We start from the raw sequence: 16,988 nt of genomic DNA, 5'->3' as shown, positions 1-16,988 counted from the left end.
CTTTTATTTGATTAGCTCCAATGTTATGAGTAATTTTGCACTCGTTTTTAGAAAAACATTATAAAAACTGCTATATTATGGATTGGTTACAAAGTTTATTATGGGACCCCAGCTCCGTAGCTCACATCGTGCTCCTCTACGCATTTGTAGTGGCTGCCGGCGTGTATCTTGGTAAGATAAAGATATTCGGAGTTTCTTTGGGCGTCACATTTGTTTTGTTTGCCGGCATCCTAATGGGACATTTCGGCTTCACAGCCGATACACACATCCTACATTTCATCCGTGAATTCGGATTGATCTTGTTCGTATTCTGTATCGGTCTTCAGGTGGGGCCATCTTTCTTCTCCTCTTTCAAAAAAGGAGGAATGACATTAAACCTGTTGGCTGTAGGCATCGTAGTGTTAAATATTGCTGTCGCACTGGGGCTTTATTACCTCTGGAACGGCCGGGTAGAACTGCCGATGATGGTAGGTATCCTTTACGGAGCAGTGACAAATACTCCGGGACTTGGTGCTGCCAATGAGGCTCTGAATCAGTTGCATTATACCGGTCCGCAGATTGCTCTCGGTTATGCATGTGCTTATCCCCTCGGTGTGGTAGGTATCATTGGTTCTATCATTGCCATCCGTTACATCTTCCGTGTCAATATGGCGAAAGAAGAAGAAAGCCTGAAAATCCAAAGTGGAGATTCACACCACAAACCTCACATGATGAGCCTGGAAGTTCGCAATGAATCAATTAGTGGAAAAACGCTGATTGAAATCAAGAATTTCCTGGGCCGTAAGTTCGTTTGCTCCCGAATTCGCCATGATGGTCATGTAAGTATTCCCGACCATGAAACAGTGTTTAATATAGGCGACCAGTTATTTATCGTCTGCTCGGAAGAAGACGCTCCTGCAATTGTAGTATTTATCGGAAAAGAAGTGGAGCTCGACTGGGAAAAACAAGACCTCCCAATGGTTTCCCGTCGTATTCTGGTTACCAAACCGGAAATCAATGGTAAAACATTAGGTTCTATGCACTTCCGTAGTATGTATGGGGTCAATGTCACTCGTATCAACCGTTCCGGTATGGACCTGTTTGCCGATCCGAATCTGATACTTCAGGTAGGTGACCGCGTTATGGTGGTAGGACAGCAAGATGCAGTGGAACGTGTTGCCGGTGTACTGGGTAATCAGTTAAAACGCTTGGATACACCGAACATTGTTACGATCTTCGTTGGTATCTTCTTAGGTATCCTTCTGGGTAGTCTTCCGATTGCATTCCCAGGTATGCCGACTCCTTTAAAATTAGGTTTGGCAGGCGGACCGCTGGTAGTGGCAATTCTTATCGGCCGTTTCGGTCATAAGCTGCATTTAGTGACTTATACAACCATGAGTGCCAACCTGATGCTTCGTGAAATCGGTATCGTTCTCTTCCTTGCCAGTGTCGGTATAGATGCCGGTGCCAATTTCGTGCAAACGGTAGTCGAGGGAGACGGATTACTATACGTAGGTTCCGGTTTCCTTATCACCGTTATCCCGCTACTTATCATCGGCACCATCGCAAGATTATATTATAAGGTAAACTACTTCACCCTGATGGGATTGATAGCCGGTAGTAATACCGACCCACCGGCATTGGCTTATGCCAATCAAACAACCTCCGGAGATGCTCCGGCAGTGGGATACTCTACAGTTTATCCGTTATCGATGTTCCTCCGTATTCTGACGGGACAGATGATATTATTAGCAATGATGTAAATCAAGTTTAGCATATAAACAATAAAGCCGGCTATATCCAAATGGAATACGCCGGCTTTATTTATTTTTTCAATCTGCTTTTCTATCCTGTCATACAAGCTGCAGTTTCTTTACTACAAATTCTTCAATGAACCGCACTGTCTCTTCAATTCCCAAAGAAGAAGAATCGATGCACAAATGATAAGTAGCTGCTGCTCCCCACGTTTTATAGCTATAATAATTATAGTATTCCGAACGTCTCTTATCCGCTTTTTCGATCATTTCTTCTGCAGCTTCCGCATCAATATGATGCATGCCACACAACCGCGCTATGCGATCTTCTTTAGAGGCTGAAATAAAAACATTAGCGCAACGAGGATGCTCTCTCAGAATATAATCTGCGCAACGTCCGACAAAGACACAAGATCTTTCTGCTGCCAGATGACGGATCACATCACTCTGTACTTTGAACAAGGCATCATTGCTCAAGCAGTTGTTACATGGCATAGCTCCCTCACTGATAAAAGGGAAACGCATACCGAACAGTCCGCCAATAATACCCTGCGAGGCTTTTTCATCAGCCTTTTCAAAAAACTCCTTACACAATCCACTTTCCTCCGAAGCCAGATTAATCAGTTCCTTGTCGTAGAAGTTGATTCCCAAACGGGCTGCCAACTTCTCTCCTATTTCTTTTCCGCCGCTACCTAACTGACGGCCGATATTGATAACATAATTACCGCTCATAGTACATTTTGTTTTATGGTTCTGTAGCAAACATACGACTTTTTTCTAAAAATCACATCATCAAACGAAAGTTATATTTGAAAGTGACTATGAAATATCCTTTTATTTCCTGGTTACGGAACTCATAAAAACCATCAGAAGAAGTCGTACGGCCGAAACTTTTCCTCTTTCCGAGAATATCCGCCCAATAAGCAGACAGTTCCGCTTCTTTCTTTTTCAAGAACCGCCAGCTGGCACTTGCATTCCACAACATCTGGTCATCTTCGCCTTTACGGATATTCGTACCATTACGGAAAGAATAAGCCCCGTCAGTCCGTAATTGCAAGCCAAAAGGAAGATCAACGTACCCCTCAAGACGAAAACTATAATTACGCGTATAGGTATCGTTATCATTGATAGAATTAAGCGAATACTGATAATTCCAGGAAGTAGAGAAATCAATACCTCCCCAGGTGGGCTGATAAGATACATTCGCGTCACACCCCAATCCGGTATCACGTGTCGTACTTTTCTTCGGTTCGAGGCTCTTGTCTTCATTAATCATACTGACACGATTGCTATGATTACCGTTCATATCCAACCGCAAGGAAAAATGTCCCAGACGCTTCCACCAGTTGGCACTTCCATATACATTCCAGTTTCCGTTAATATTAATAGGAGATGTCTCACGTCCGCCGGTTTTTGCATCATATAGCACTACCTGCGTCACACTGTTTTGTTCCATCTGCCCGCCGATATTCGCAGATATACCTTTTTTTGAATGTTGAAAGCTCACACGGACACTATGAGAAAACATCTGTTTCAAATCCGGATTTCCCCGGGTGATATACAACGGATTACTGTTATCCGTCAGCGGCATTAAATCTGATAAGGAGGGTTGCCGGGTTCTACCGCTATAATTGAAAGTGATCCGGGCCTCTTTCTTTTTCCAATTCACCCATATCATAGGCTGAAAGTCGATAGTATGCATGGTAGTGTCCGCATAGAGCTTTCCCATTTTCCGTTCAATGGCACGTTTTTGCGGAGTCATCCCTAATGAGGCATTAAACATCCAGGTATCATCAGAGTAATTAAGCCCCACATCCAGATTATGGCCATTCGTACGACTATGACTCCGATTACTCAAACTATCCACATACCCTGCTTCATAGTCGGGAGGTAGTTCACCAAAGACTTCCGACTTCGTCAGAGAAGATAATTCATACGTATCACGATTATCACGCTCATAGTTAGTATCCCAGTTATATGCTACCCGGAAATGCATCTTCTTACCAATAGGCTGGGCAAAGGTAATCCCGACTCTCCATGAATTATTTTTTTGAGGCGACTTCAAATACTGGTTACGAAAAAGCACCGAATCATTTCCCAATTTATCTTCAAGACGGAAATAAGTAGTTTTAGAAAGCGAAAAACTTTCATTATCTCCCCACGAATCCGAGTTCAGGATATTCAATGCCAGCGTTGTACCTTTTTCATTCAGACGTCTCATAATACTCATCATCCAGCTATAACGGTTCGACTGATTCTCCGAACGCGACCGGTTCTCACTACGATTCACTTTTATATCCCGGGGAATAGATTCAAAGTCATCAAACAAGCTCTCATGACTTATGCCGGGAGGAGCATCAAAAGATGCATTCTGGCTACTGTTTTCATTCCTATTAGGAGAGATTCCTAAATTACCGGTAAAATGTATACGTGTACGTTTATCTACTTCCCAGCTTCCCATGAAGTTAGAACTAATCGACCGCCCCTTAGAGTTACTTTCGTTAGTAGACGCAGAGTATTGATTACCTGCCGGCAAATACTGTTCCTGATAAATGGAAGAAAGATTTCCGTTCCGGTTCAAATTATAGTTCACACTTCCGGTCAGGGAGAATTTCTTACCGAATTTATGAGTCATATTCATTCCTACCGAATTGTTGATATTATCCTTGTACGTACTATTCTGGTATCTGTTGGTAGACTGTGCGATAAAAGAAAGATTATCTCCGTCTTTACTAAAATAATTCACTTGCCCCTCGAAATCCTTCTTCTGGTTATTCCCGTATCCTACCGTTGCATTTGTCAGCCAGGTTTTATTCAATTCATCCTTAGTCTGCAAGTCGAGTACATATTTCTTTTCTCCTGAACTAATTCCGGTGAACTCCTCTTCTTTCGATTTCTTATCATATACTTTCAACTTACTAATCAGGTCTGCCGGAAGATTTTCGAGTGCCGTCTTTTTATCTCCGGAGAAAAAAGCTTCGCCATTTACATTGATTTCACTGATGGGCTGTCCGTTGTATGTCAACGAATTATCTTTCTTATTATATACCAATCCGGGAACACGCTTCACTAAATCTTCCAGATAAGCTCCTTCACGAGTTTTAAAAGCGGCAGCGTTGATAACCGTAGTATCTCCCTCCATCACTACTTCCTGCAATTTTCCCGTTATCGTCACTTCACTAATCTGAATATCATCATCTTTCAATACCACTGTACCGATATTCACCGATACAGAGTCTTCCAGTGCCCGGTATACAGATTGCATTCCCATAAAAGAGACCTTCAACAGGTATTTCTTTTTCTTCTGCGGTTGATAATTAAGAATGAAACGCCCATTCTTATCACTTGTTATTCCCTTGATAAAGGCAGAATCGCTTTTCGCCAAAATAACAATGCTGGCAGATGGTAATACCCGCTTCTCATTACTGCCGGCTTCCACTGTCTGCACTCTTCCTCGCACAGTTCTCACTTGTTGAGCATACAGAGCAGTATGTCCCCAAAGTAGCAGCAAAAGCAATCCCACTAACTTACAAGCGTTCATATCTAATAGTAGTTAAGTCTGATATTTATGTTGATCTAAAACAAATCGGGACAAAGTTAATAACTTTTACGTAAAACGGTTAATCCCAGAGTTATTTTTTATACCTTTGTCCATCCATTATTCAATCAGCAACTTAATGAAAAGGATTATACTAATCACAGGAGGACAACGATCCGGTAAAAGTTCGTTTGCGGAAAAAAGCGCATGAACTTACTACGTCACCGGTTTACTTGGCCACTGCCAAGATATGGGACGAAGAATTCAGAAAAAGGGTGGAACGCCATCAAAAGAACCGCGGTCCTGAATGGACCAATATAGAAGAAGAAAAAGAATTGAGCCGTCACAATGTAGCGGGCAGAGTCGTAGTGATAGATTGTGTAACTCTTTGGTGCACTAACTTCTTTATGGAGTTTGATTCTAACGTTGCCTCCTCATTGGAAGCTGTTAAAAAAGAATTCGACAAATTTACCCAGCAGGATGCCACTTTCATATTTGTAACTAATGAGATTGGTTGGGGGGGAGTTTCCGAGAACAAACTGCAACGTAAATTCACAGACTTGCAAGGTTGGACCAATCAATATATCGCATCGCATGCCGACGATGTATATCTCATGGCAAGTGGTATTCCCGTAAAAATAAAATAAACATGAAAACGTTTCATATTCAAAAGCCGGATGAAGCTATCAAAGAAGCTCTGATTGACAAAATCAATAATCTGACCAAGCCTAAAGGATCGCTTGGAAGACTGGAAGAAATTGCTTTGCAAATCGGACTGATCCAACAATCCCTTTCTCCACGATTAACTCATCCTCAAAATATAATCTTTGCCGCAGATCATGGCATCGTAGAAGAAAAAGTCAGCCCATCTCCTAAAGAAGTAACCTGGCAACAAATCAGCAACTTTCTTCATGGGGGAGCAGGGATCAACTTCCTGTGCCGACAGCACGGTTTCACTCTTAAAATTGTAGACGCAGGAGTCGATTATGATTTACCTTATGAAAAAGGTATCATTAATATGAAAGTCGGAAGAGGAACACGCAATTTCCTTCATGAAGCAGCCATGACACCTGAAGAGATGGAACTTTGCCTGGAGCATGGTGTCCAATGTGTAGACACTTCTCACCAGGAAGGCTGCAATATCATTAGCTTCGGTGAAATGGGAATCGGAAATACTTCGTCCTCTTCTCTATGGATGACTTGCTTCACCGGAATCCCATTAGATCAATGTGTAGGTGCAGGAAGCGGACTCAATCACCAGGGAATAAACCACAAATACGAAGTTCTGAAAAGATCTCTCGAACAATATCCGGGAGAGCATTCCGCAGAAGAAATCCTCTGCCGTTTCGGAGGTTACGAAATGGTAATGGCCGTAGGAGCAATGCTCAAAGCTGCAGAACTGGGAATGGTTATTTTAATTGATGGATTTATAATGACCAATTGTATTCTTGCCGCTTCACGCCTTTATCCGGAAGTGATGAGCTACGCCATATTCGGTCATCAGGGAGACGAGAGCGGACATAAGCTATTATTGGATTATCTCGGAGCACGTCCCCTACTCAATCTCGGATTAAGACTTGGAGAAGGAAGCGGTTCCGTTTGTGCCTATCCCATTGTGGATTCCGCTGTGAAAATGCTGAATGAAATGGATTCATTTGCTCATGCTTCCATCACTAAATATTTCTAAAATGAACCAGATACTTGCCGCCCTCATATTCTTTACACGATTGCCTTTCTGGAAAATAAAAGAAGTTCCGCAGGAGTGTTTCAAACACGTTGTCAATTATTGGAGTTTCAGTGGCTGGCTGACCGGGGGAATGATGGCATTGATTTTCTGGGGAGCCAGTACTATTCTACCTCACGGAGTAGCCGTAATCCTGGCACTGACTTCACGTTTACTTATCACAGGAGCATTGCATGAGGATGGATTGGCCGATTTCTTCGATGGATTCGGAGGTGGGACGAACAGAGAAAGCACATTACGCATCATGAAAGATTCCCATATCGGAAGCTATGGAGTTTTGGGATTAATCATCTATTATTTATTTGCTTACAATCTACTGGTCGCACTTCCCTTAGCAGTTACTCCTTTCTTATTACTAAGCGGAGATACCTGGAGTAAATTCATTTCTTCCAATATCATCAATTACCTGCCCTATGCACGGAAAGAAGAAGATAGCAAATCCGGAACAGTATATACAAGAATGAGTTTTGGGGAGATCGTAATGTCTGCGATGGGTGGAATACTACCTCTCCTATTACTTCCTCCAAGCTACTGGCCCGTATGTATATTTCCCATTCTGGTATTCTTCTTTATCTGCCGGATGATGAAACGACGTCTGAACGGATATACCGGAGATTGTTGCGGTGCATTATTTCTCTTAAGCGAAATGAGTTTCTGGCTGGGAGCAGTGATGTCTATCTATATAAAATAAGTAAACCTATGAATATTTATCTAATCAGACATACCTCTGTCGACGTTCCTAAAGGTCTTTGTTACGGTCAGTCAGACGTTCCTTTACGTCCTACATTTGAGATAGAAGCAGCCGTAACCAAAGCTAAAATCGAATCCATTCACTTTGATATGGCTTACACCAGTCCTCTATCCAGATGCACCCGTCTGGCACAGTATTGCGGATTCGGAGATGCCATCCGTGACCCAAGAATACTGGAACTTAATTTCGGAGATTGGGAAATGCAGTATTTTAATAAAATCAAAGACCCGAATCTCCAATGCTGGTATGACGACTACATGAATGTAAAAGCAACCAATGGAGAATCGTTTGCCGACCAATATAGACGAGTAGCCGCATTTTTAGACGAAATCAAACAAAAGGAGGCTGAAAATATAGTAGTATTTGCTCATGGCGGCGTATTGATTTGCGCACAGATTTATGCAAAGTTGATTCACCAGGAAGAAGCATTTCAGGCAGTACCTGCCTACGGAGGAGTTTTTCTATATCAAGAGTGCCCGTAAACAAACAGGTGTAGATATCTCTAATAAGTTTGCGATGTCTTTACCCTCACACCTTGTTTAATAATTACTTACTGGAGAATTTTCGGTTGACGGCAGTTCCACTTTATTTCATTACTTGGGACAAAGTGTTTCGCACCGAGAAACGAAATGTTTCATTATTTGAAACAAAGTGTTTTTTAAAGATGCGCAAAGATAGTGCAAACCAATTAAAATTCAAATAGTTATAAAACTAATGTTTTAGTCAGATGTGGTGAATAAAGCTAAATAGAGCATATTTGGGAGTGAGTTATGTTACTTATCTGTTACCTCTCCCAATTTGCCTACTAATCGGATGTAACACATTAATTTTCAATATATTGCATTATTTTTCATAACATCAAATAGCTCAATAGTAATTAAATTTGTAACTAAAAAAGTTGAGTTATGAGAAGTACATTCAGAGTGTTGTTTTACACTAAAAATCAATCGATTAAGAATGGTAAAGTGCCTGTAATGGGACGTATAACCATCAACAAGACCACAGCTTGTTTTAGCTGTAAAAAAGAAGTGTCTATTTCCTTATGGGATGCCAAAGCTAACCGGGCTAAAGGGAAATCCGAAGAAGCCAGAATGTTAAACCAAGAACTTGATAATGCCAAAGCTCAAATAGCCAAGCATTATCAATACATTTGCGATCATGATAGTTTTGTCACAGCCAAGAAAGTCTATAGCCGCTATGTCGGTTTTAAAGAGGATTCCCACACCCTTATGGCACTTTTCAGGGAACAACTTGAATCATATAAGGAGAAAGTAGGCAAGGAAAAAGCAAAAAGTACATATCTTGGTTTAGTTGCTGATTATAAGAGCACACTGCTTTTCTTGAAGGATAAAAAGCATGTTGAGGACATTACACTTGATGAACTCGATAAAAATTTTATTGAAGATTATTATAATTGGATGTTAGGTACATGCGGCTCGGCCAGTTCTACAGCATTTGGACGTGTCAATACCATGAAATGGTTAATGTATGTCGCTCAAGAGAAAGGTTTGATAAAAGTTCATCCTTTCACCAGTTTTGGATGTAAGCCGGGATATAAAAGACGTTCATTCCTTTCCGAAGAAGAATTGCAAAGACTTATACATATAGAATTGAGGTATAAACGTCAGCAAGCTATGCGTGACATGCTTCTTTTCATGTGCTTCACAGGTCTCGCCTTCGCAGATTTGAAAGCAATTACCTATAAGAATATCCATACAGATTCTGACGGTGGCACATGGCTCATGGGAAACCGTACAAAAACAGGTGTAGCATACGTCGTGAAATTATTGCCCATAGCAATTGAACTTGTAGAAAAATATAAGGGTGATAACAAAAAGAAGGATTCTCCTGATTGCGTTTTCCCCGTTGGTGATTATGAAACCATGAAAAGTAGTTTTAAGATTTTAGGGAAAAAGTGTAATTGCAATATAAATATCACTCCTCATATTGGAAGACATACCTTTGCAGTTTTGGCTATATTGAAAGGCATGCCGTTAGAGACCTTGCAAAAAGTATTAGGACACAAATCGATTCTGTCCACACAGGTCTATGCTGAACTGATCAATCCGAAGGTTGGGGAAGATACGGATAGGATGTGTGACAAAATTGGTTCTGTATATCGCTTGGCCGATTAGAAATAAATTAAAAAAACACCCTTCGGCCATAATGGAGGGTGTTTTTCATATTCATATTCCGGCAGATTGCTATTTCAAGTAACGCCTGAAATCTTTATAGTTCTTTTTGAGTACCTCGTATAACCCGCTTTCCGGATAGAGCAGTTTACCTCCGGTGGCAGTAATTGAGGTATAAGGTATTGCCTTTTCATCCCGTAGTGTTTGTAATGTACGCTTGGAAACATGGAGCATTCGGCATACTTCATCTCCACTTAAATAATGTTCGTCTGCAATTGTCGGACGTAGCCGGTGCCGCCTATCCCCGATTATCACCCGAATTTATCACGAACAATGCGCAAACCAGCACTTATTACCTACGTAACGCAGCTTTCCTGCGCCTGAAGAATGCCGAACTGGGCTATTCCTTCTTCCCGTGGCTGCGTGTGTATGCAGCAGGTACTAATTTGCTGACATTCTCTCCGTTCAGTACCTGGGATCCTGAAATGGGAAGTGGGAATGGTTTGAAATATCCGCTACAGCGCACGGCCAAGATCGGGATTCAGTTTCATTATTAATTAAGAACAGAATAAGTTATGAAAAATATATATACAAAGTTATGCCTGTCGGCAATCGGCTGTTTAATGATGGCATCATGTGATTTTCTTGATGTGGTTCCGCAAGGTACTGCTACCGTGGATGATATCTACCGGACACAATATCAGGCTGAAGGAATGGTACTGTCTTGCTACGCGAATATCCCTAACTATTTCCATCCCCAACAACGACTTATTACTCATTATGGAGCAATACAGCAAAATCTTATCCGCAGGGTGCTGTGAAGAAAGCAGTATGGGAAAGTATCCGCAATTGCTATAATGTGCTTAATAATCTGGATAGGGTATCGGACATTACCCCCGAAAACCTGAGCTGGTGGAAAGGTGAAGCGCTGTTTTTGATCGGGTATTATCATCAGATCATGCTGGAGTACTATGGACCGATAGTTATTATTGACAAGGAAATACCAATGGAAAGTTCTCCGGCCGAGATGATGACCTCCCGTTCTCCTTATGATACATGTGTCGATTTCATTGCCAATAAATATTCGGAAGCAGCTAGATTACTTCCTGGCGTATGGGATTCAAGTAAGAGAAACAGGGCTACCTCTTCTGCTGCCTTGGCTTTCAAGGCTCGGCTGTTGCTTTATGCCGCCTCGCCGTTAGTCAATGGGAATAGTGAGTTTTATTCCGACTTTAAAAACCCCGACGGCACTTTTCTGATTAACCAGACTTATGACCGGGAAAAGTGGAAGAGAGCGATGGATGCTGCCAAAGAGGCCATAGACCTTTGCGAAGAGAACGGTTACAAACTTTATGGAAATTCGACCAATGACTTGGAGCAAGGGAAGAAAAACTATCATGAAGCCTTTGTCGGTGATGGGATCAGTGGTAGCGGATTTAACTGGAATGAAGTCCTGTTTGGCTTTGCTGAACAGGGAACTATTTCCTACTGTATCAAGAATATGGCTCCTCGTGTTGAATTTACAAGTTATTCGACCAAAGGTTTTAGAGGGTCCTTATTCCCGACGTGGGATTGTGTGAGTAGGTATTATACCAAGAACGGTCTACCTTGGGCAGATGACCCCGAGACTAAGAAGCTTGATCCGTATTCCATTGCACCAGGTGATAGTACGGTACGTTTTCACAGGAATCGTGATCCGCGCTTTTATGCCTCTATTGGCTTTGATCGTGGAAATTATGACGTGCAGGGAAAGACAATAGTGCTCAAATGCAGACGTGGTGAAATGCAGCAGAATAATGGCAATGCCAAGGATGAGTATCAAACGGACAACGGTTATTATTGTCAGAAATGGGTGTCTAAATATGATACCTATAATAGGACTACCGATCAAATAACCTACAACCGTTGGTGCTTTCCTTATATGCGTCTGGCCGAACTCTATCTGAGTTATGCAGAAGCGGATTTCGAATATAGCGGCACACTGAGTACTGCCAGTCTGTCCTATTTGAATAAAGTACGTGAACGTTGCGGATTACCTACCTTTGCAGATTCATGGGCAAAAGCCGGTGGTATTCCTTCAGGAGAGAAGTTGCGCGAAATATTACATGATGAACGCTCCATTGAATTGGCTATGGAAGGCAGACGTTTCCATGATATGCGCCGTTGGAAAATTGCCCATACTGAAATGATGCGTTATCAGAAATCCTGGACATTATCCGGAAAAACCGCTGATAGTTTTTATAAACTTACGGACATGAAAGAAACCGGCGTTCGTAATTTTACCGCTCCCAAGAACTATTGGCTTGCTATTCCACAAGATCAGATAGAAGTAAATCCCAATCTAGTGCAGAATCCGGGATACTAGAGAATCAGCTCTTATATAACTAACAATTAGAGGAAAGGACAAAATGAAAAAGGTAATGTGTTTATTGGCAATTATGTTTATGATTGCCAATACTTCGGCACAAACACGGGTGATTGCCCATCGTGGTTTCTGGAAAACCCAAGGATCAGCACAGAATAGCATTACATCTTTGTTGAAAGCGGATTCTATAGGATGTTATGGTTCGGAGTTTGATGTCTGGCTGACAAAAGATAATGGTTTGGTGGTTAGCCATGATGGGATTATTCAAGGGCATAAGGTTGAAGAGTCCACTCTGAAGGAATTAACCGGGTTATGGTTAGCGAATGGAGAATGCGTACCCTCCTTAAAAGAGCTTCTGGAAACAGCTAAGCGGAAAACATCTTTGAAGCTGGTGCTGGAGTTGAAAGCTCATAGTAAACCCGAACGGGAGATAAAAGCTGTTGAAGAGATCGTTTCGATGATAAAGAAGATGGGACTCGAACCCCGGATGATATATATCACCTTTTCGTCTCACGCATTAAAGGAACTGATCCGTCAGGCTCCCACAAGCACTCCTGTATATTATCTGAAAGGGGACTTATCTCCACAACAACTGAAAGAATTGGGTAGTGCCGGACCGGATTATCACTTCTCTGAATTTTACCGTTATACCGATTGGATTGAAAGTTGCCATGCCTTGGGGCTAAAAGTGAATGTATGGACGGTTAATAAAAAAGAGGACATGCAATACTTTTGGGATAAAGTCGACTTTATCACTACAGATGAGCCGTTGGGACTGTTGAAAGATATAATGAAGGTCAAATAGATATATTTTCTGAGATAATGTATAGTCCAACTGATTACCTTTAATAATCTGTTGATTATTTATGTTTTTGGAAAATGAGTTTCAAGTTTTCAAACGACTGTTCATGTTGATACAGTTGAATGCTGATTGAAAACAAAACAATAGCGGAAACAATGAATGTCAATCTTGTATAAGAAGGCAAACGTCCAAATTTATAGTTCAGCTCCATTAATCGAACTGAATAGGGGTATTTGTTAAATAATATAAAATTAGCCAACTAATTCATAGCCAAATTATTGCGAATTAGTTGGCCTTTTTGTATCTTTAGGTATTCCGTGCGACAAGAAGTCGTACAAGTAATTGTTCAGCACTGTGCCTGAACCTATTGTTCTGTCAATAATAGTCTAAAGAGGCGTGCTTTACCAGTCATGGTTTAGTGCGAAGCCCTCTTGACAATGCAGTCCTTTACAGAAATATCCAATGTATAGGCTGTTAGGCTGACTGATATGAGTAACATATGTGAATCGCTACACCATCGTAATAAAGAAATAGCTTACGGATATTTATAAGCTATAGCCAAAAGGTGGGTAGTCAGGATAGTCTTTTGGGAATGTAAGGCTACACGGACATCATACTGGCGGTGGAGGGGCGGGCTCTAAGTCGGGCGTCAGTTACTTGTACGGAACTTGGTAAACCCGTATTTCTCCTGTCTATGTCAGGCAGGTAAGCCAATTGCAAGAAAAGCCGAATGTGGTGCGGGTAAAGGATTGCGGAGAAAGTGAATGATTCTGTGTAATGCGGAGGATAGAGGTTTAAACATCACCCCATGCGAAATCAGGCAGACTTCCGCAGGGTAATTCTTTGTGAAACGATTGTAGAACTTTAATAAAATGAAGAAACTGCAAATGAGCAAGGCAAAAGCCGAGTGTGCATCTTTAACCGTACGAAACACGACATGAAAAGATATCGATTCTTCCAAATATGAGCGTAAAGTGAGAAAACTGCAGGTCCGAATAGCAAAGGCCCACAAAGAAAAGAGGTACAACAAGGTAAAGGCCTTACGGTACCTACTTGCCACTTCCTACGAAGCCAAGGCATTGGCGATAAGGAAAGTAACTTCCAATAAAGGTAAACGTACGGCAGGGGTTGACCATATGAAGTGGGACACTGATGCCAAGAAAATAGAAGCTATATGTTTATTGAAAAGGAGAGGATATAAGGCCTTCCCGCTGAGGAAGGTCAACATAGCCAAAGCAAATGGCAAGACAAGATCTTTGGGAATACCAACCATGAAGGACAGAGCCGTGCAGGATATATCTTATGGCTTTAGAACTTATAACTGAAAGTGAAGCGGATGCGAACTCATATGGGTTCAGAAAGTTTAGAAGTACTGCGGATGCAATAGACGCACTTCATAGATGGTTGAGTAGAGACTGTTTACCACAATGGATACTGGAAGGTGACATTAAGGGTTGTTTTGATCATATTAATCATGAATGGCTTCTCAACAATGTGTAGATTGACAGGCTGGTATTAAGGAGATGGCTGAAAAGCGGAGTAGTATTTAATTGCAAAGTATCAATAGATACGCTACACTTTTTCTTTTCGTTGGCAAATCTTAATCCGTATCTTCGTAGCATGAAAGAAGATATACGGATGCGCCAAAAATGGCTTGAGCTATACGTCGAAACGGGTTCTGTGACAAAAACTGCCCTTCGGTGCGGGATTACCCGTTCCACGTTATACCGTTGGATAAATTGCGAGAAAGAACAAGGCAAGTCGGAATTGTCCGATAAGTCTAAACGTTCATCAAGACTTGCCAATATGAAGATAACACCTGAAATTGAAACCATTATCCTTAATCTGTGCGTGAGACAAGAAGATGGGGAGCGCAACGGATTGCCAACTATCTGCTTAGGAAGAGAATAAAGCTCTCAGGCATGACGGTGTGGCGTGTGTTGAAAAGCATCAGGTCAAAGCTGTTGTGAAACGTTGCGAGAAATTTATTTCTTCTTCCAGCCGATTTTTTCCATCGGCAACATCCGGATAACCATATACCCCCGCCGTTGTTCATAGCGGCAGGAAAAACATGCCTGACGGCGATACGTGACGCGCGGCACTCAAACCCTCTATTCCAACGTGAAACTGACCGCAGAGAGGGATGCCGCCACGGGCGACCTCGTGTGGAAGTCCAAGGACAACACGACACTTGTGGGGGGATTGTCGGATGAGCACTACTACCTCTACTATCCCTACTAAACGGATATGAGCGGAAAGACTGCCACTCCCACAGGCTCAGCCTTGACCGACACGGAATTCTTCGCCCCGTTGGTTTCCGCTTGGCAGCCTCAGGACGACCAAAGTACTCATGCGGCATATACCGCCTCCGACTTGATGACTGCCGAAGGCTCCGCAACGACAGGGGAAGACAACACCCTCCACCTCTCTTTCACCATGAACCATCGTATGGCATTGGCCGTCATCGAGATGCCGAATACCGTTAAATACAAGTTTACCGACGAGAGGATTCCTGATTACGCCGTGTCACCCGCCACTACATTCTCTGGCATTGCCCAGCCGCTGCGCGTGAACGATGGTACATACCGCTACTTGGTGAATCACGCGACTCCCGCACCGACTATCGAAGGACATTATGACGAGGGAAGCAAGGAGTTCACCATAACCCCGTCCGGCCTTTCTACCGGCAGTTACAAGAGATACAAGGTGGACGGCGCGGTGACAACTGTAAAGGACTACACGATGCAACGGGGAGATTACCTGCTCGCCGACGGCAACCTGCTGCCTAAGGGTACTACCCTGACCGAGGAGCAGAAGGCAAGCGTGGCGGCCATCGTCTTCTGGACACCGGCAGAGACCAATCCTGAAGGACGGATCACGCCGGCGTCTCTGGATTTCGACAAGATTATGGTGAAAGAACATCCCAATTGCACCCATGGCCTTGCCGTGTCGATTAAAGATGCTCCGGGCAACGTCTCGTGGCAAAACGTTAACGACTGGGTGGCGGATTTTCAAAGAGGAACAGATTTCAATCCTGTCGATAAGGATGAGTACGTAAACATTGCCACTGGTTTCGATGCGACCGGCAACATAAACAGGATACTCGGTTACCAGAACACGAAAGTGCTGTGGGCGTATAACGGATATTGCAAGACAAACGGCAAAACCGATGCCTTGGTCAATCCTGCTGAGGTCCTGAAAACATTTATCGCAAATAATCCAGCCCCGGCAAACAGCCCCGGATGGTTCTTGCCGTCGGTAAAGGAACTGCACATGCTATGTTATAAGGATGTCGATAATATTGCGTACACACGGGACAACACAGAGACGAGGGATATAGTCGAAGTCTCCATCTCCGCCGTTGGCGGTGACGCATTGTCACCGCGCAATAACCATAAACGTTTCTGGTCTTCTTCGGAGAGCCCCAGTAATAAGAATGGCGCTTTTAGCGTGTATTTCTACAATGCCTTCGCACAGCTCAGCGAAAAGGACGGCGCACTCAATGTGCGTGCCGTGTGCGCTTTTTAATCACATTAAAAAGAAAGAAACTGTAGCAAAGCATTCTACATTCGATTCCGGCGGCGGTGCTCCTATCGCTTGCCGCCTGTACGCAAGAAGAGCTCCCGGGCAACCAAGACAAGGCGCAGCAACTTACTTTCTCCGTTACCGATGGTGGATATACGTCGGCTGTTCGCAAAACCACCCGTACTGTGGAGAATGGCTGCCAAACCAAGTTTTCCGAAGGCGGGGCCTGCGGCCTATACGTGGTGCGGGGCACTCAAACAGTCTATTCCAACGTGAAACTGACAGCCGAGAGGGATGCCGACACGGGCGGTCTCGTATGGAAAACTGAAAGTCCGACACCGCTCACAGGCGGGCTGTTGGACGAACACTATTATTTCTACTATCCCTATCAGGCACGA

The 16,988-nt window shown here is 42.9% G+C and carries 13 protein-coding genes and 4 pseudogenes; 14 read left to right on the top strand and 3 right to left on the bottom strand.

Features of this window, described 5'->3' with window-relative positions:
* Positions 1-77 precede the first annotated feature (77 nt).
* The gene (locus DWZ47_RS24430) at positions 78-1,742 is read left to right on the top strand and encodes a putative transporter (RefSeq protein ID WP_004321876.1); all 1,665 of its coding nucleotides are present in this window, start codon (positions 78-80) and stop codon (positions 1,740-1,742) included.
* A 90-nt stretch (positions 1,743-1,832) separates the two neighbouring features.
* On the opposite strand, the gene DWZ47_RS24425 is transcribed toward DWZ47_RS24430, so the two are convergent.
* The gene (locus tag DWZ47_RS24425; RefSeq protein ID WP_004299434.1) at positions 1,833-2,465 is read right to left on the bottom strand and encodes an AAA family ATPase; all 633 of its coding nucleotides are present in this window, start codon (positions 2,463-2,465) and stop codon (positions 1,833-1,835) included.
* A gap of 52 nt (positions 2,466-2,517) precedes the next feature.
* Positions 2,518-5,274 carry an outer membrane beta-barrel protein gene (locus tag DWZ47_RS24420; RefSeq protein WP_070782892.1) on the bottom strand — a complete coding sequence of 919 codons (2,757 nt, stop codon included), beginning with the start codon at positions 5,272-5,274 and terminating at the stop codon, positions 2,518-2,520.
* Between the two features lie 136 nt (positions 5,275-5,410).
* Between DWZ47_RS24420 and cobU the strand changes: the two are divergent.
* The 5 genes and pseudogenes from cobU (at position 5,411) to DWZ47_RS24395 (ending at position 9,901) form a co-directional block, all read left to right on the top strand.
* Positions 5,411-5,918 (top strand): annotated as a pseudogene (gene cobU, locus DWZ47_RS24415) (bifunctional adenosylcobinamide kinase/adenosylcobinamide-phosphate guanylyltransferase).
* 2 nt (positions 5,919-5,920) lie between these two features.
* Entirely contained in the window at positions 5,921-6,958 is a 1,038-nt protein-coding gene (cobT, locus tag DWZ47_RS24410; protein WP_008998847.1) for a nicotinate-nucleotide--dimethylbenzimidazole phosphoribosyltransferase, read from the top strand.
* Position 6,959: 1 nt separating this feature from the next.
* The gene (locus tag DWZ47_RS24405) at positions 6,960-7,706 is read left to right on the top strand and encodes an adenosylcobinamide-GDP ribazoletransferase (RefSeq protein WP_004321880.1); all 747 of its coding nucleotides are present in this window, start codon (positions 6,960-6,962) and stop codon (positions 7,704-7,706) included.
* 8 nt (positions 7,707-7,714) lie between these two features.
* Complete coding sequence (gene cobC, locus DWZ47_RS24400; protein WP_117514992.1) at positions 7,715-8,248, top strand: alpha-ribazole phosphatase; 534 nt, start codon at positions 7,715-7,717, stop codon at positions 8,246-8,248.
* Positions 8,249-8,671: 423 nt separating this feature from the next.
* Complete coding sequence (locus DWZ47_RS24395; protein ID WP_117514990.1) at positions 8,672-9,901, top strand: site-specific integrase; 1,230 nt, start codon at positions 8,672-8,674, stop codon at positions 9,899-9,901.
* 69 nt (positions 9,902-9,970) lie between these two features.
* On the opposite strand, the pseudogene DWZ47_RS24390 reads toward DWZ47_RS24395, so the two are convergent.
* Positions 9,971-10,189: pseudogene (locus DWZ47_RS24390) on the bottom strand (helix-turn-helix domain-containing protein); the annotation flags it as partial.
* On the opposite strand from DWZ47_RS24390, the pseudogene DWZ47_RS24385 reads away from it, so the two are divergent.
* From DWZ47_RS24385 to DWZ47_RS24345, 8 genes and pseudogenes are all read left to right on the top strand, one after another.
* A pseudogene (locus tag DWZ47_RS24385) lies at positions 10,180-10,455 on the top strand (hypothetical protein); the annotation flags it as partial. The pseudogenes DWZ47_RS24390 and DWZ47_RS24385 sit on opposite strands and share 10 nt — an antisense overlap.
* Positions 10,456-10,473: 18 nt before the next feature.
* A pseudogene (locus DWZ47_RS24380) lies at positions 10,474-12,263 on the top strand (RagB/SusD family nutrient uptake outer membrane protein).
* Positions 12,264-12,306: 43 nt separating this feature from the next.
* Entirely contained in the window at positions 12,307-13,068 is a 762-nt protein-coding gene (locus DWZ47_RS24375) for a glycerophosphodiester phosphodiesterase family protein (RefSeq protein WP_004308129.1), read from the top strand.
* A 971-nt stretch (positions 13,069-14,039) separates the two neighbouring features.
* Complete coding sequence (locus tag DWZ47_RS24365; RefSeq protein WP_004308130.1) at positions 14,040-14,390, top strand: reverse transcriptase N-terminal domain-containing protein; 351 nt, start codon at positions 14,040-14,042, stop codon at positions 14,388-14,390.
* Positions 14,368-14,565, top strand: coding sequence for a reverse transcriptase domain-containing protein (locus DWZ47_RS24360; protein WP_008775183.1), 198 nt, complete (start codon positions 14,368-14,370; stop codon positions 14,563-14,565). The genes DWZ47_RS24365 and DWZ47_RS24360 overlap by 23 nt, the downstream gene beginning before the upstream one ends.
* Positions 14,566-14,685: 120 nt before the next feature.
* Positions 14,686-14,976, top strand: a complete 291-nt coding sequence (locus DWZ47_RS24355; RefSeq protein WP_008771115.1) for a helix-turn-helix domain-containing protein — start codon at positions 14,686-14,688, stop codon at positions 14,974-14,976.
* A 336-nt stretch (positions 14,977-15,312) separates the two neighbouring features.
* The gene (locus DWZ47_RS24350; RefSeq protein ID WP_117514986.1) at positions 15,313-16,593 is read left to right on the top strand and encodes a fimbrillin family protein; all 1,281 of its coding nucleotides are present in this window, start codon (positions 15,313-15,315) and stop codon (positions 16,591-16,593) included.
* Positions 16,594-16,649: 56 nt separating this feature from the next.
* Positions 16,650-16,988, top strand: a 339-nt coding sequence (locus DWZ47_RS24345) for a fimbrillin family protein (protein ID WP_117514984.1), incomplete at its 3' end; no start/stop codon positions are given.

It is taken from the genome of Bacteroides sp. AF32-8BH (assembly GCF_003435205.1).
GTDB lineage: Bacteria > Bacteroidota > Bacteroidia > Bacteroidales > Bacteroidaceae > Bacteroides > Bacteroides ovatus.
The sequence above is the reverse complement of the archived record's forward strand: the minus strand, read 5'-3'. Positions and strand labels throughout refer to the sequence as shown.

What these genes read in the sequence shown, in the direction of transcription:
- DWZ47_RS24350 (WP_117514986.1), top strand. Translation starts at nt 15,313, where the DNA reads ATGAGCGGAAAGACTGCCACTCCCACAGGCTCAGCCTTGACCGACACG.
- DWZ47_RS24375 (WP_004308129.1), top strand. Translation starts at nt 12,307, where the DNA reads ATGAAAAAGGTAATGTGTTTATTGGCAATTATGTTTATGATTGCCAAT.
- DWZ47_RS24420 (WP_070782892.1), bottom strand. Translation starts at nt 5,274, where the DNA reads ATGAACGCTTGTAAGTTAGTGGGATTGCTTTTGCTGCTACTTTGGGGA.
- DWZ47_RS24360 (WP_008775183.1), top strand. Translation starts at nt 14,368, where the DNA reads ATGGCTTTAGAACTTATAACTGAAAGTGAAGCGGATGCGAACTCATAT.
- DWZ47_RS24425 (WP_004299434.1), bottom strand. Translation starts at nt 2,465, where the DNA reads ATGAGCGGTAATTATGTTATCAATATCGGCCGTCAGTTAGGTAGCGGC.
- DWZ47_RS24395 (WP_117514990.1), top strand. Translation starts at nt 8,672, where the DNA reads ATGAGAAGTACATTCAGAGTGTTGTTTTACACTAAAAATCAATCGATT.
- DWZ47_RS24405 (WP_004321880.1), top strand. Translation starts at nt 6,960, where the DNA reads ATGAACCAGATACTTGCCGCCCTCATATTCTTTACACGATTGCCTTTC.
- cobC (WP_117514992.1), top strand. Translation starts at nt 7,715, where the DNA reads ATGAATATTTATCTAATCAGACATACCTCTGTCGACGTTCCTAAAGGT.
- DWZ47_RS24355 (WP_008771115.1), top strand. Translation starts at nt 14,686, where the DNA reads ATGAAAGAAGATATACGGATGCGCCAAAAATGGCTTGAGCTATACGTC.
- DWZ47_RS24430 (WP_004321876.1), top strand. Translation starts at nt 78, where the DNA reads ATGGATTGGTTACAAAGTTTATTATGGGACCCCAGCTCCGTAGCTCAC.
- cobT (WP_008998847.1), top strand. Translation starts at nt 5,921, where the DNA reads ATGAAAACGTTTCATATTCAAAAGCCGGATGAAGCTATCAAAGAAGCT.